10 protein-coding genes are annotated in these 14373 nt (G+C 72.4%); 7 read left to right on the top strand and 3 right to left on the bottom strand.

The window, feature by feature from the left end; translation table 11 throughout:
- Window positions 1-250 precede the first annotated feature (250 nt).
- Entirely contained in the window at window positions 251-922 is a 672-nt protein-coding gene (locus tag IE142_RS27800) for a bifunctional DNA primase/polymerase (RefSeq protein WP_191888303.1), read from the bottom strand.
- Window positions 923-1365: 443 nt separating this feature from the next.
- Here IE142_RS27800 and nsdA point away from each other — a divergent pair, with 443 nt between their 5' ends.
- The 6 genes from nsdA to ftsH all read left to right on the top strand — a co-directional run bounded on the left by nsdA (window position 1366) and on the right by ftsH (window position 11144).
- The gene (nsdA, locus tag IE142_RS27795) at window positions 1366-2859 is read left to right on the top strand and encodes a transcriptional repressor NsdA (RefSeq protein ID WP_191888302.1); all 1494 of its coding nucleotides are present in this window, start codon (window positions 1366-1368) and stop codon (window positions 2857-2859) included.
- A 385-nt stretch (window positions 2860-3244) separates the two neighbouring features.
- A complete protein-coding gene (locus tag IE142_RS27790) occupies window positions 3245-4594 on the top strand; it encodes an ammonium transporter (RefSeq protein ID WP_191888301.1) in 1350 nt (449 codons plus the stop codon).
- Window positions 4591-4929 carry a P-II family nitrogen regulator gene (locus tag IE142_RS27785; RefSeq protein ID WP_191888300.1) on the top strand — a complete coding sequence of 113 codons (339 nt, stop codon included), beginning with the start codon at window positions 4591-4593 and terminating at the stop codon, window positions 4927-4929. Before IE142_RS27790 ends, IE142_RS27785 begins: the two co-directional genes overlap by 4 nt.
- 39 nt (window positions 4930-4968) lie before the next feature.
- Window positions 4969-7416 carry a [protein-PII] uridylyltransferase gene (locus IE142_RS27780; RefSeq protein WP_191888299.1) on the top strand — a complete coding sequence of 816 codons (2448 nt, stop codon included), beginning with the start codon at window positions 4969-4971 and terminating at the stop codon, window positions 7414-7416.
- A 127-nt stretch (window positions 7417-7543) separates the two neighbouring features.
- On the top strand, window positions 7544-9094 hold the full coding sequence (gene ffh, locus IE142_RS27775; RefSeq protein ID WP_191888298.1) for a signal recognition particle protein: 1551 nt from the start codon (window positions 7544-7546) through the stop codon (window positions 9092-9094).
- 103 nt (window positions 9095-9197) lie between these two features.
- Entirely contained in the window at window positions 9198-11144 is a 1947-nt protein-coding gene (gene ftsH, locus IE142_RS27770; RefSeq protein ID WP_191888297.1) for an ATP-dependent zinc metalloprotease FtsH, read from the top strand.
- Window positions 11145-11212: 68 nt separating this feature from the next.
- On the opposite strand, the gene IE142_RS27765 is transcribed toward ftsH, so the two are convergent.
- Window positions 11213-11815 (bottom strand): hypothetical protein, encoded by a 603-nt coding sequence (locus tag IE142_RS27765; RefSeq protein WP_191888296.1) that lies wholly within the window; start codon window positions 11813-11815, stop codon window positions 11213-11215.
- A 181-nt stretch (window positions 11816-11996) separates the two neighbouring features.
- Window positions 11997-12875 (bottom strand): class I SAM-dependent methyltransferase, encoded by an 879-nt coding sequence (locus IE142_RS27760; protein ID WP_191888295.1) that lies wholly within the window; start codon window positions 12873-12875, stop codon window positions 11997-11999.
- Between the two features lie 679 nt (window positions 12876-13554).
- Here IE142_RS27760 and IE142_RS27755 point away from each other — a divergent pair.
- On the top strand, window positions 13555-14151 hold the full coding sequence (locus IE142_RS27755; RefSeq protein WP_043379434.1) for a hypothetical protein: 597 nt from the start codon (window positions 13555-13557) through the stop codon (window positions 14149-14151).
- Window positions 14152-14373: the final 222 nt, after the last annotated feature.

Here is a 14373-nt window from a genome sequence, read left to right as displayed (position 1 = left end):
GACCGGGGGAGGGCTGTCCCTGCCGGAACCGGGGCCGGGGTGCCGCGCGCCGGCCGCCGTATCGCCCGGTGCCCCGATGTGCTCGCGGACGCGGGTGCGCGCGGTCGGCGCCGGCCGTGTGTGCGTGCGGCACTGCGCGCGGGGCGGCGCGTGACGCCGTGTGGGCCCCTCGGGGCGCTCGGCGCGGGCCGCTCCGCGGACCGTCCGTCGAGTGCTCCGCCGATCGGTGCCCGGTCCGGGGTCCGGTGTCCTACGGCCTCGAACGATGGGCGACGTAGGCCAGCGTCCCCAGCAGCAGCCGGGCCTCCGGCGGCTTCGTCGCCGAGTCGAGGGCCGGTGGGCGCAGCCAGCGCACCGGTCCGAGGCCACCGCGGTCGGAGGGCGGGGCGGTGACGTACGTACCGGGGCCGAGGCCGCGCAGGTCCAGGGCGGAGGGGTCGTCCCAGCCCATGCGGTAGAGCAGCCCGGACAGCTCGGTGACGGCGCCCGGGGCGACGAAGAAGTGGGCGCGGCCCTGGGGGGTCGCCGTGACCGGTCCGAGTGGGAGGCCCATGCGCTCCAGCCGGGCCAGCGCTCTGACCCCGGCGGCCTCGGCCACCTCGATCACGTCGAACCGGCGCCCGACCGGCAGCATCAGCGCGGCGCCCGGGAACTGGGTCCAGGCCTCGCTCGCCTCGCCCAGGGTCGCCCCGGCCGGCACCTCCGGCGCGAAGTCCAGCGGATGCGCGCCCGGCGCCGGGCAGTCGTGCCGCCCGCAGGAGCACGCGCCGCCGGCCGCCCGTGCGCCCGGCACGACGGCCCAGCCCCACAGTCCGGTGAATTCGGCCACCGCGGTGCACTCCGATGCGCGACCGCGGCGGCGCACGCCGGACCGGATGTCGCGGATGCCCCGAGTGCCGCCGATGCCGATCGTGAAGCCCATGCCCCCTCCAACGGGTCCGACGCAACGCGGTTACGCAGCGGACGCGAAACGTGACTCTCTGCTTCCAACTCCCCAGTGTGGCGCGGTTCAGTCAGCGTCCTGAAGCGTTCCGGGTGGTGGACCGGCCCGCGCGCGCCCCGGTGCGCACCCTGGCGCCGACTCCTGTTGGCCTATGTCAAGTGAATCGTGCGCAGGCCGACACGAGTTCATTCGAAGGGGTGGCGAATGGTGGCGATTCTGCAATCGCCATGGCTGGACGGGTGATCGTAGGATTACTTTGTGTGCATGAAGCCGTGGGGCACATGCACTCGTGGGTATGCCGGAGGCAACTCGGCTTTCCGTTCGAAGGGCGGCAACCGTCGGACGGAGAGCCCCGGCCACCGGCATTCTGATAGGGCTTGGCGCACTCGGCGACAGGTGGTTCCAGGGATGGGGGCGTTCCAGTGAGCGGCAACGGCGGAAGCGGTACGAGCGCGGGAAGCGCCTCGCACGCTGACAAGCGCCCCAACGAGCTGCTCACCTCCTGGTTCGCCCGCAGCGGCTGGTCCAAGGGCGAGCTGGCCCGCCAGGTCAACCGCCGGGCCCGTCAGCTGGGCGCCAACCACATCTCCACGGACACCTCGCGCGTGCGCCGCTGGCTCGACGGCGAGAATCCGCGCGAGCCGATCCCGCGCATCCTCTCCGAGCTGTTCTCCGAGCGCTTCGGTGTCGTCGTCTCCGTGGAGGACCTGGGCCTTCGCGCCTCCCGACCGGCCCCCTCGGCGACCGGCGTCGACCTGCCCTGGACGGGCCCGCAGACCGTGGCCCTGCTCAGCGAGTTCTCGCGCAGCGACCTGATGCTGGCGCGGCGCGGCTTCCTCGGGAGCTCGCTGGCCCTCTCCGCGGGCCCGTCCCTCATCGAGCCCATGCAGCGCTGGCTCGTGCCCTCGCCCCCGGCCGCCGGCTCCGGGCGCGACTCCGCACCGGGCTCACGCGCGCGCGGGCGCCTGTCCAGGCCGGAGCTGGACCTGCTGGAGTCCACCGCGGTGATGTTCCGCCGCTGGGACGCCCAGTGCGGCGGCGGCCTGCGCCGCAAGGCGGTCGTCGGCCAGCTCCACGAGGTGACCGACCTCCTCCAGGAGCCCCAGGGGGAAGCCACCCGCGCCAAGCTGTTCAAGGTCGCCGCCGAACTCGCCGAGCTGGCCGGCTGGATGTCGTACGACGTGGGGCTCCAGCCCACCGCGCAGAAGTACTTCGTCCTCGCCCTGCACGCGGCCAAGGAGGCCGGTGACCGGCCGCTCGGCTCGTACATCCTCTCCAGCATGAGCCGCCAGATGATCCACCTCGGCCGGCCCGACGACGCCCTGGAGCTGATCCACCTCGCGCAGTACGGCAGCCGGGACTGCGCCAGCCCCCGCACCCAGTCGATGCTGTACGCGATGGAGGCCCGCGCCTACGCCAACATGGGCCAGCCCGGCCGCTGCAAGCGCGCGGTGCGCATGGCCGAGGACACCTTCGCCGAGGCCGACGAGTGGGACGAGCCGGACCCCGACTGGATCCGCTTCTTCTCCGAGGCCGAGCTCTACGGAGAGAACAGCCACTCCTTCCGGGACCTCGCCTACGTCGCCGGCCGCAGCCCCACGTACGCCTCCCTGGCCGAGCCCCTGATGCGCCGCGCGGTGGAGCTCTTCGCCGAGGACCAGGAACACCAGCGGTCCTACGCCCTGAACCTGATCGGCATGGCCACCGTGCACCTGCTGCGCCGGGAGCCCGAGCGGAGCACCGAACTGGCCGTCCAGGCCATGGGCATCGCCAAGAAGGTCCGCTCCGAACGCGTCAACACCCGCATCCGCAAGACCGTCGACACGGCCGTACGCGATTTCGGTGACCTGGGAGAGGTCATCGACCTCACCGAACGGCTCGCACAAGAACTGCCGGAGACCGCCGAGGCGGTCTGACACCCACGAGCCCCGGCCGCGGCCGGCCCTCCCGAACTGCCCGACTCGGCTCCCCCATGCCAGGTCATCCGGAGGCCGCCGCGGCCGGACCCCTTTGCGCCTGAGCCGGCGCCACTCGGGCGGTCCTGGTTGCTCGCCGGAGGGGTTGCTCAATGAACGGTTGCGGCCGTGGTCGGCCAGGACGCGTCACGATATCCGTGACCCGGCCCGCGAGCCGGCTGTTCACTCACGCGTAACACGCACAGCGTCTTCGTCACGGCGGCGAAACAACGAGGGGCGTCCACCGAAACCGCGCTGCGCCAATCTCTTGGCGCATAACCGGCCCACCCCTCATACCGCTCAGGCTTCGCCCGCACGGGGCCGTACCAACGACGAGGAGACGCCGATGGCTCCAGCCATCACGCTCGCCGCAGAGACGGAGCTCTCTGCCGCCAACACGGGCTTCATGCTCATCTGCTCCGCCCTGGTGATGCTGATGACGCCGGCCCTGGCCTTCTTCTACGGAGGCATGGTCCGCGTCAAGAGCACCCTGAACATGCTGATGATGAGCTTCATCAGCCTCGGCATCGTCACCGTCCTGTGGGTCCTGTACGGCTTCTCCATGGCGTTCGGCACGGACACCGGCAGCGTCGTCGGCTGGAACTCCGACTGGGTCGGCCTCAGCGACATCGGCCTGACCGAGCTCTGGGACGGCTACACCATCCCCGTCTTCGTCTTCCTGGTCTTCCAGCTGATGTTCGCCGTCCTCACGCCCGCCCTGATCAGCGGCGCCCTCGCGGACCGGGTGAAGTTCACGGCCTGGGCGCTGTTCATCACGCTGTGGGCCACGATCGTCTACTTCCCGGTCGCCCACTGGGTGTGGGGCGCCGGCGGCTGGGCCTTCGAGCTGGGCGTCATCGACTTCGCCGGCGGCACGGCCGTACACATCAACGCCGGTGCCGCCGCGCTCGGCGTGATCCTCGTCATCGGCAAGCGGGTCGGCTTCAAGAAGGACCCGATGCGCCCGCACAGCCTGCCGCTGGTCATGCTCGGCGCCGGCCTGCTCTGGTTCGGCTGGTTCGGCTTCAACGCCGGCTCCTGGCTCGGCAACGACGACGGCGTCGGCGCGCTGATGTTCGTCAACACGCAGGTCGCCACCGGCGCCGCCGTCCTCGGCTGGCTCGCCTACGAGAAGATCCGCCACGGTGCCTTCACCACGCTGGGCGCCGCCTCCGGCGCCGTCTCCGGCCTGGTCGCCATCACCCCGGCGGGCGGCGCGGTCTCCCCGCTCGGCGCGATCGCCGTCGGCCTCATCGCCGGTGCGCTGTGCGCCATGGCGGTCGGCCTGAAGTACAGGTTCGGCTACGACGACTCCCTCGACGTCGTCGGCGTCCACCTCGTCGGCGGCATCCTCGGCTCCCTGCTCGTCGGATTCTTCGCCACCGGCAAGGGCCAGTCCGAGGTCGAGGGCCTCTTCTACGGCGGCGGCCTGGACCAGTTCTGGAAGCAGTGCGCCGGTGTCTTCGGCGTCCTCGCCTACTCCCTGGTCGTCTCCGCCATCCTCGCCCTGATCCTGCACAAGACGATCGGCATGCGGGTCCCCGAGGACGACGAGGTGGCCGGCATCGACCAGGCCGAGCACGCCGAGACCGCGTACGACTTCAGCGGCGCCGGCGGGGGCGCAGCGCGGACGACCGCACCCCTTGCCGCCGCCGCGACCGCTGCCCAGGCCGAGAGCAAGAAGGTGGACGCATGAAGCTCATCACCGCCGTGGTCAAGCCGCACCGGCTCGACGAGATCAAGGAGGCCCTCCAGGCCTTCGGGGTCCACGGACTGACCGTGACCGAGGCCAGCGGCTACGGCCGGCAGCGCGGCCACACCGAGGTCTACCGCGGTGCCGAGTACACCGTCGACCTGGTGCCCAAGATCCGCATCGAGGTGCTGGTCGAGGACGACGACGCCGAACAGCTCATCGAGGTCGTCGTCAAGGCGGCCCGCACGGGCAAGATCGGAGACGGCAAGGTCTGGTCCGTCCCGGTCGACGCGGCCGTACGGGTCCGGACCGGTGAGCGCGGTCCGGACGCGCTGTGAGGCAGTCCTGAGGCACGACAACGGAACAGGAGTCGCCGGGTGACCAGTAGGGACGTGACGAAGGACGCAGAGGACTCCGGACCCGGCGGCTACGCGGCGGCCCGGCTGCGCCTCCTCACCGAGGGGGCTCGGTCCGGGCCGCCGCGCCGTGCCGCCCTCGCCGAGCTGACCGACGAGTGGCTGGCCGGCCTCTTCGCCGCGGGTGCCGGCACGCTGCGGAGCGTCTCCCTGGTCGCCGTCGGCGGCTACGGCCGCGGCGAGCTGTCCCCGCGCAGCGACCTGGACCTGCTCCTGCTGCACGACGGCGGCGACGACAAGGCGGTCGCCGCACTCGCCGACCGCCTCTGGTACCCCGTCTGGGACCTCGGCCTCGCCCTCGACCACTCCGTACGCACACCGGCCGAGGCCCGGAAGACGGCCGGTGAGGACCTCAAGGTCCAGCTGGGCCTCCTGGACGCCCGCCACCTCGCCGGCGACCTGGGCCTGACCGCCTCGCTGCGCACCACCGTCCTCGCCGACTGGCGCAACCAGGCCCCCAAGCGCCTCCCCGAGCTCCGCGACCTGTGCGCCGAGCGCGCCGAACGCCAGGGCGAGCTGCAGTTCCTGCTGGAACCCGACCTCAAGGAGGCACGCGGCGGCCTGCGCGACGCCACCGCCCTGCGTGCCGTCGCCGCATCCTGGCTGGCCGACGCCCCGCGTGAAGGCCTCGCCGCCGCCCGGCGCCGACTGCTCGACGCACGCGACGCGCTGCACCTGGCGACGGGCCGGGCCACCGACAGGCTGGCGTTGCAGGAGCAGGACCAGGTGGCGGCGGAACTCGGTCTGCTGGACGCCGACGCGCTGCTGCGGCAGGTGTACGAGGCGGCGCGCGTCATCTCGTACGCCGGGGACGTCACCTGGCGCGAGGTGGGACGCGTACTGCGGGCGCGCTCCGTGCGGCCGAGGCTGCGCGCCCTGTTGGGCGGCGGCAAACCCGTCCCCGAGCGCTCCCCGCTCGCCGAGGGCGTCGTGGAGCAGGACGGTGAGGTGGTGCTCGCCCGCACCGCGCGCCCCGAACGCGACCCCGTGCTCCCGCTGCGCGCGGCTGCCGCCGCCGCACAGGCCGGGCTCCCGCTCTCCCGGCACGCCGTCCGGCACCTCGCGGCCACCGCGGGGCCGCTGCCCGTGCCCTGGCCGGCCGAGGCCCGGGAGCAGCTCGTGACGCTGCTGGGTTCGGGCCGGCCCACGGTGCAGGTCTGGGAGGCGCTGGAGGCCGAGGGGCTGATCACCCGGCTCCTGCCCGACTGGGAGCGGGTGCGCTGCCGCCCGCAGCGCAACGCCGTGCACGTGTGGACCGTCGACCGGCACCTCATCGAGACCGCCGTCCGCGCCGCCGGGTTCGCCCGCCGGGTCCACCGGCCCGACCTGCTCCTGGTCGCCGCGCTGCTGCACGACATCGGCAAGGGCTGGCCCGGCGACCACTCGGTGGCCGGGGAGACCATCGCCCGGGACGTGGCCGCCCGCATCGGCTTCGACCGCGCGGACGCGGCCGTCCTCGCCACCCTCGTACGCCACCACCTGCTGCTCGTCGAGACGGCCACCCGGCGCGACCTCGACGACCCGGCCACCGTCCGCGCGGTCGCCGAGGCGGTCGGCACGGAGGGCACCCTGGAGCTGCTGCACGCCCTGACCGAGGCGGACGCGCTGGCCACCGGACCGGCCGCCTGGTCGTCCTGGCGCGACTCCCTCGTCGCCGACCTGGTCAAACGCGTCTCGTCGGTCCTGGCCGGGGACCCGCCCGCGGAGCCCGAGGCCGACGCGCCCACCGCGGAGCAGGAACGGCTCGCCGTCGAGGCCTTCCGCACGGGCGGGCCGGTGCTCGCCCTGCGTGCCCAGACCGAGCCGCCGGCCGGTCCGGTGCCGAGCGCCGACCCGGAGCCGCTCGGTGTGGAGCTGCTGATCGCCGTACCCGACCAGCCGGGCGTGCTCCCCGCGGTCGCCGGGGTCCTGGCCGTGCACCGACTGACCGTCCGCACCGCGGAGCTGCGGTCCCTGCCGCTGCCGGATGGCGTGGACGGCTCCGTGCTGCTGCTGGACTGGCGGGTCGCCGCCGAGTACGGCTCCCTGCCGCAGGTAACCCGGCTCCGCGCCGACCTGGGCAGGGCGCTGGACGGCACTCTGGACATCGCCGCGCGGCTCGCCGAGCGCGACGCCGCCTACCCGCGGCGCCGGGGCGTGGCGCCGCCTCCGCCCCGCGTGACGGTCGCCCCGGCCGCTTCCCGGCTGGCCACGGTGATCGAGGTCCGCGCCCAGGACGCGCCGGGGCTGCTGTTCCGGCTCGGGCGGGCGCTGGAGGGGGCGGGGGTGCGGGTGCGGAGTGCGCATGTGAGCACGTTGGGGGCGAACGCGGTGGATGCCTTCTATGTGACGGGGGGCGGGGGTGCGCCGTTGCCGGTGGAGGAGGCGGCGTCCGTGGCCCGGGGGCTGGAGGAGGTGCTGCGGGCGTGACCTTGCGATCGCCTCGCCGGATCCAGTCCCTGCCCGCACTCCGCAGCGGGCAGGGACGATTTGCTTGCCGGGCCGGATACCCTGGAGGGCGACCCACACCAACACCGACGCGAGGACCTACGCCGCCGTGTTCGATACTCTCTCCGACCGCCTGTCAGCCACCTTCAAATCCCTCCGGGGCAAAGGACGGCTGACCGAGGCGGACATCGACGCCACGGCCCGCGAGATCCGCATCGCGCTCCTCGAAGCCGACGTCGCCCTGCCCGTCGTCCGTGCCTTCATCAAGAAGGTCAAGGAGCGCTCCCTGGGCGCCGAGGTCTCCAAGGCGCTCAACCCGGCCCAGCAGGTCCTGAAGATCGTCAACGAGGAGCTGGTCGGCATCCTCGGCGGCGAGACCCGCCGCCTGCGCTTCGCCAAGCAGCCGCCGACCGTGATCATGCTGGCCGGTCTGCAGGGCGCCGGTAAGACCACCCTCGCGGGCAAGCTGGGCCGCTGGCTCAAGGAGCAGGGCCACTCCCCGCTCCTGGTCGCCTGTGACCTCCAGCGCCCCAACGCCGTCAACCAGCTCAGCGTCGTCGCCGAGCGCGCCGGCGTCGCGGTCTACGCGCCCGAGCCGGGCAACGGCGTGGGCGACCCGGTCAAGGTCGCCAAGGACTCCATCGAGTTCGCCAAGGCCAAGGTCCACGACCTGGTCATCGTCGACACCGCCGGCCGCCTCGGCATCGACCAGGAGCTGATGCAGCAGGCCGCGGACATCCGCGACGCCGTCAGCCCCGACGAGATCCTCTTCGTCGTCGACGCGATGATCGGTCAGGACGCGGTCAACACCGCCGAGGCCTTCCGTGACGGCGTCGGCTTCGACGGCGTGGTCCTCTCCAAGCTCGACGGCGACGCCCGCGGTGGTGCGGCCCTGTCGATCGCCTCGGTGACCGGCAAGCCGATCATGTTCGCGTCGAACGGTGAGAAGCTCGAGGACTTCGACGCCTTCCACCCCGACCGGATGGCCTCCCGCATCCTCGACATGGGTGACCTGCTCACCCTGATCGAGCAGGCGGAGAAGACGTTCAGCCAGGAAGAGGCCGAAAAAATGGCCTCCAAGCTGGCGTCCAAGAAGGGCCAGGACTTCACCCTGGACGACTTCCTGGCCCAGATGGAGCAGGTCCGCAAGATGGGCAGCATCAGCAAGCTGCTCGGCATGCTCCCGGGCATGGGCCAGATGAAGGACCAGATCAACAACCTCGACGAGCGCGACGTCGACCGCACGGCCGCCATCATCAAGTCGATGACCCCGGCCGAGCGCCAGGAGCCCACGATCATCAACGGCTCGCGCCGTGCCCGTATCGCCAAGGGCTCCGGCGTCGAGGTCAGCGCGGTGAAGAACCTGGTCGAGCGGTTCTTCGAGGCCCGCAAGATGATGTCCCGCATGGCCCAGGGCGGCGGCATGCCCGGTATGCCGGGGATGCCCGGCATGGGTGGCGGCCCCGGCCGGCAGAAGAAGCAGCAGAAGAAGGGCAAGGGCAAGCAGCGCTCGGGCAACCCGATGAAGCGCAAGCAGCAGGAGCAGGAGGAGGCCGCCCGCCGCGCCGCCGCCGCGCAGAACGGCGGCGCCCTCGGCCTGCCGCAGCAGGGCGGCAAGGACTTCGAGCTCCCGGAGGAGTTCAAGAAGTTCATGGGCTGACGCCCTCGTCCGTACGTCCCTGGGGGCGCCCCTTCTCGGAGGGGGCGCCCCCAGCGCCGTACACCCACATGCCGGCGCGGCTTTCCTGTCGTAACGTCCCGGTATGACCAACCCCGCCCCGCCGCGCAAGGCCCCCGAGCCTCCCTGGCGCACCGAGGGCACGCCCGACGAGCCTCCCAAGCCGCCGTCCGGCGGCAGGAGGATGCGCGGCGGCTGGTGGAACCTGGTCCTCGCCGCGCTGATCGTCTACCTCATCGCCAACCTCGTGCTGTCCTTCTTCAACGAGGGTGACGAGCCGACCATCTCCTACACGGAGTTCAGCAAGCAGGTCGACGAGGGCAACGTCAGCAAGATCTACGCCAAGGGCGACGCGATCCAGGGCCAGCTGAAGAAGGCCCGGGACAACCCCGAGGGCGACGGGACGTACACCAAGTTCACGACCGAGCGGCCTACCTTCGCGGACGACCGGCTCTGGGACGAGCTGACCGGGCACAACGTCACCGTCACCGCCAAACCCGTCGTCCAGCAGCGCAGTTTCCTGGTCAACCTGCTGATCGCGCTGGCACCGATGCTGCTCCTGGTGGTGCTGTGGATCTTCATCGCCCGGCGGATGCGGGGCGCCCTCGGCGGCGGGGCGGGCGGCATGCTCGGCCGCAAGGCGCCGCCCAAGCCGGTCGAGCTGGAGCCCGGCAAACAGCGCACCACCTTCGCGGACGTGGCCGGGATCGACGAGGTGGAGGGTGAGCTCAGTGACGTCGTCGACTTTCTGAAGAACCCCGGCGCCTACCGCCGCATGGGCGCCAAGATGCCCCGGGGCGTCCTCCTGTCCGGCCCGCCCGGCACCGGGAAGACGCTCCTCGCGCGCGCGGTGGCCGGCGAGGCCGGCGTGCCGTTCTTCTCGGCGTCCGCCTCCGAGTTCATCGAGATGATCGTGGGCGTGGGCGCCTCCCGGGTGCGGGAGTTGTTCGCCGAGGCCCGGAAGGTGGCGCCGTCGATCATCTTCATCGACGAGATCGACACCATCGGCCGGACCCGCGGCGGCGGCTCCGGCATGGGCGGCCACGACGAGCGCGAGCAGACCCTGAACCAGATCCTCACGGAGATGGACGGCTTCTCCGGGGCCGAGGGCGTGATCGTCGTCGCCGCCACCAACCGCGCCGACATCCTCGACGCCGCCCTGACCCGCCCCGGCCGCTTCGACCGGGTGGTCAACGTCTCGCCGCCGGACCGCGGCGGCCGGAAGGCGATCCTGGAGATCCACACCCGCGAGATCCCGCTCGCCCCCGACGTCGACCTGGCCCAGGTCGCCCGCACGACCCCGGGCATGACCGGCGCCGAACTCGCCAACCTCGCCAATGAGGCCGCGCTGCTCGCCGTCAAGCGGAAGCAGGACCGGGTGACGCAGGCGAACCTCTCGGAAGCCCTGGAGAAGGTCCAGCTCGGGGCCGAACGCCCGCTGGTGATGCCCGAGGAGGAGCGTCGGCGCACCGCCTACCACGAGAGCGGGCACGCCCTGCTGGGCAAGCTGCAGCCGGGCGCCGACCCGGTCCGCAAGATCACCATCGTGCCGCGCGGGCGGGCGCTGGGCGTGACGCTGTCGACGCCGGACGCGGACAGGTACGCGTACACCGAAAATTACCTGCGCGGGCGGATCATCGGCGCGCTCGGCGGGATGGCGGCCGAGCAGGTGGTGTACGACGTGATCACCACCGGTTCGGAGAGCGACCTCGAGCAGGTCACCCGGATCGCGCGCGGCATGGTCGGTCGCTGGGGCATGAGCCGGCAGGTCGGCCGGCTCTCCGCGCTGCCGGGCGACGCCCAGCAGGCCTACGGGCTCGCCGCGGCCCCGGCGACCCTCGACGCCATCGACGGCGAGATGCGGCGGGTCGTCGACGAGTGCTACGCGGAGGCCGTCCACACGCTGCGCGACCACCGCGGGCAGCTCGACGCGCTCGCCGAGGCGCTGCTCGCCAACGAGACGCTGGACGAGGCGGACGCGTACCGGATCGCCGGGATCACCCGGCTGACGAAGGACGGGCCGGACGTGTGATCACCGTCCGGCCCGCCCGTGTGCGCTTCGCGCGAAGGCACGGTCCGCGTGACCCTGATTCCGGGACCCTACTTCTGCGGGAACTTCCAGACGAAGGGCTCGCCGTCCTCTTCCTCCCAGTGGACCTCCACGCTCGTGGCGCCCGCGGGGATCACGTAGGTCTCGCAGAAGACGTGGCTCTCGCCCTGCTTCCAGCTGTCCACGTCGTACGGGTCCTCGCAGCCCGCGGCGTCCTCGGAGGCGCCGATCAGCACGCCGCCGCGCTGCCCGTCTGCGAAGACCGTGGTGCCGTCGTGCACGCTGGAGCCGTCGGTGAGGGCCGGGCCGCTCTCGTGCGTGTACTTGACGTGCGCGGTGGCCAGCACCTTGCCCTTGGCGTCCGCGGCGTCCGCCACCGCCTTGGCGGCCTCCGCCTCGGTGCCGACGTCGACCTTCTGCGCCACGACCTCGTAGGTGACCTCGCCCGGGTCCTCCGCGACCTTCCCCGTCGCGCTCTCGCCGGTCGCCAGGTCGCCGCCCGAGGCCGCCTGGGAGGGCGAGGCGGACGCCTCGGGGCCCGACGAACCCTTCGCGTCGGCGTCGGCGTCGTCTCCGCCCCCGCAGGCGGTGAGGGCCAGGGCGAGGACGGCGACGGGCGCGGCGAGGCGCAGCGCGGTCTTGTGGTTCGGCACTACAGGCTCCTGTATGCAGATGTGTCTTTCCCCCGAACGGTGGATCAGACTAAGGGCCCAAGACCCGCCCGAAGAATCGGGCGATGGCTTGCCCCGGCACCTTCACACCATTCACACCTGCATCGCACCCGGGTCGAAAGAAGTCGTTCAGGTGCCGCGTCCGTCCGGTCGGAAACCGTCGTCAGGGGGTCCGGGCGATCAAGTACCGGAACACGTTCGGCATCCACACGGTCCCGTCGGGCCGCTGGTGCGGATGCAGTGCCTCCGCCAGCTCCTTGTCGACCTGTTCCTGGTCGGTCGCCGCGATCGCCGCGTCGAACAGGCCGGTCGACAGCAGTCCGCGCACCGCGCTGTCGGTGTCGGCGTACCCGAAGGGGCACGCCACCCGTCCCGAGCCGTCCGGCCCGAGCCCGGCCCGCTGGGCGACCTCCTCCAGGTCGTCGCGCAGGGCGGGACGCCAGCTTCCCGCGCTGCGCAGCGGATCCGCGAGCTTGGTGGCCACCCGCAGCACCGACGTCGTGGCGCACCGCTCCGGCGGGCCCCAGCCCGCCAGCACGACGGCCGCCCCGCGCCCGGCGAGCGGAGTCGCCTGGGCGAGCAGCTCGGCGAGCCCGTCCGAGTCGCCCGCGAGGCACTCGATGGGCTCGAAGGCGGTCACCAGTGTGAACGCCGGCAGCGACGGGTCCGCGGCGTCCCGGGGGGCGCCCTCGACCACCCGTACCGCGTCGGCACGCGCGTGTGTGTCCGCCGTGCCGTGCCCTTCGGGCGTCCCGGGAAGCAGCCGCCGCCGCGCCAGGTCCAGGCGCTCCGGGAAGCGGGAGTCGACCCCGGTCACCGCGGCGCCCCGCGAGGCGGCCATCAGCAGCGCCAGCCCGGAACCGCAGCCCAGCCCCAGCACGCGTGTACCGCCGCCCACGTCCAGTCGCTCGTAGACGGCCTCGTAGAGCGGTACGAGCATCCGCTCCTGTATCTCGGACCAGTCACGCGCGCGTGCACGCAGGTCCACGCGAGGCGTCGTCCCCGCGTGAGATGAGTGCTGCCGCACGAGCGTAGGTGTCATAGGAAAGCGCCCCAATCGCCGAGTTTGCCGTCGTGCCCGATTCCATGGCCCCCGTGCAGTGCGCTCGCACTCCCCCCGTATGCCAGGAAACTCCGGGCTCGCCGTGGCGTCCAGTGGTAGCGGGGCCCGGTTTACCCGAACCCCGCCGCAGTGGCGAGATTTCACTTCCCGGCAACGTGGGCCTGGCCGCGCGGTACTCGGGGTAGCCCCGCGACGCCTTCGGCGGTTGGCCCGAACGTGTCCCTCGGTGATGACAGCGGGTGGCGACCGTGCCGACGAGACGGTTCCGGCCAAGGTCGGCGGGCCCGGCGAACACCCCGCGGGGAAGCGGACCGGCCCGGCGAGGGGCGGTGCCGCACGCCGGTGGCGCACCCGGTAACCTCGGCCCCGTCGATGTGTCCCGCGATGCGCCCGATCGGGTGGCGCCCTTCCGGTTCGACCGCGGCCGAAACGCCTCTTGCGCACCCGCGAGCCTCACGCAACCCGGCGCGTGGACGAGGCCTACGCGCCGGCGCGTACTGCGGACTACGCACCAGCTTGTGACGAGCTGCGAGGCTTCTCCGCAGATCAGCGTACCCGCCCTCGTCGCGACGCATCAGCGGCAACTGACGGGTACGTGCAAATTATTTGGGATGCCCCGGAATAGGAACACAGCGGCACCCCGGCTCGTTGTCATTACGTGAGCACGACACCACCTGTTCTCGCCGCAGAGCTGGCGCAGGCGTGGGCCGACATTCAGCGGCACCACACCGAGCTGCCGGATCTTGCCGCGCCCGAGTCCCTGATCGGAGAGTCGTCGTCCGCCTGCGGGCACGAACTCTCCTTCGAGCGACTGCTCCATGAGGCAGTCCACGGCATCGCCGCCGCGCGCGGAGTACGCGACACCTCCCGCGCGGGGCGCTATCACAACCGTCGATTCCTTGCGATCGCCGAGGAGTTGGGCCTCGACCACCCCGAGGAGCCGCATCCCAGCAGCGGCTTCTCGCTGGTCACGCTCAGCCCCGAGGCGAAGCGCCGCTACCGCCCGACGATCGAGCGCCTCCAGCGCGCCCTGAAGGCCCACACCGCCGCGACCGCGACCGACTCGGCCCGCAGCTTCCGCGGCCCGGCCGCCCGCCACGGCTCCTCCGGGGGCGGGGTGCGCGTGAAGGCGGTCTGCGACTGCGGACGCAACGTGCGGGTCGTCCCGTCGGTCCTGGCCCAGGCGCCGATCATGTGCGGCGGCTGCGGCAAGCCGTTCCGGATTCCGGAGGTGGTCGGCGCGGCGGCGGGCTGAGGATCCGGCTGCTCGTGGCAGCCGGATCCGGGCGCGGTGGCCCCGGTCCGCCCTCGGTCCGGAAGGGCTGCCCGTGTGTGGCACAATGGTCAGCTGTACTCGACAGTCGCACAGGACCCCTCTCTCCTCCGGCTGACGCGTCCATCGGGCAATCGGGTACCGCAACCCCACGCGGCCTTCCCGCCGTGCCCACCCACGTCAAAACCAGGAGAACCCACTCCC

This window comes from Streptomyces mutabilis (assembly GCF_014649815.1).
Taxonomy (GTDB): domain Bacteria; phylum Actinomycetota; class Actinomycetes; order Streptomycetales; family Streptomycetaceae; genus Streptomyces; species Streptomyces mutabilis.
Note: the sequence above shows the minus strand (reverse complement) of the source record. Positions and strands in the feature narration are given on the sequence as shown.

Coding starts and splice junctions, on each gene's coding strand:
- IE142_RS27760 (WP_191888295.1), bottom strand. CDS start 12,875: ATGACACCTACGCTCGTGCGGCAGCACTCATCTCACGCGGGGACGACG.
- IE142_RS27790 (WP_191888301.1), top strand. CDS start 3,245: ATGGCTCCAGCCATCACGCTCGCCGCAGAGACGGAGCTCTCTGCCGCC.
- ftsH (WP_191888297.1), top strand. CDS start 9,198: ATGACCAACCCCGCCCCGCCGCGCAAGGCCCCCGAGCCTCCCTGGCGC.
- IE142_RS27785 (WP_191888300.1), top strand. CDS start 4,591: ATGAAGCTCATCACCGCCGTGGTCAAGCCGCACCGGCTCGACGAGATC.
- IE142_RS27800 (WP_191888303.1), bottom strand. CDS start 922: ATGGGCTTCACGATCGGCATCGGCGGCACTCGGGGCATCCGCGACATC.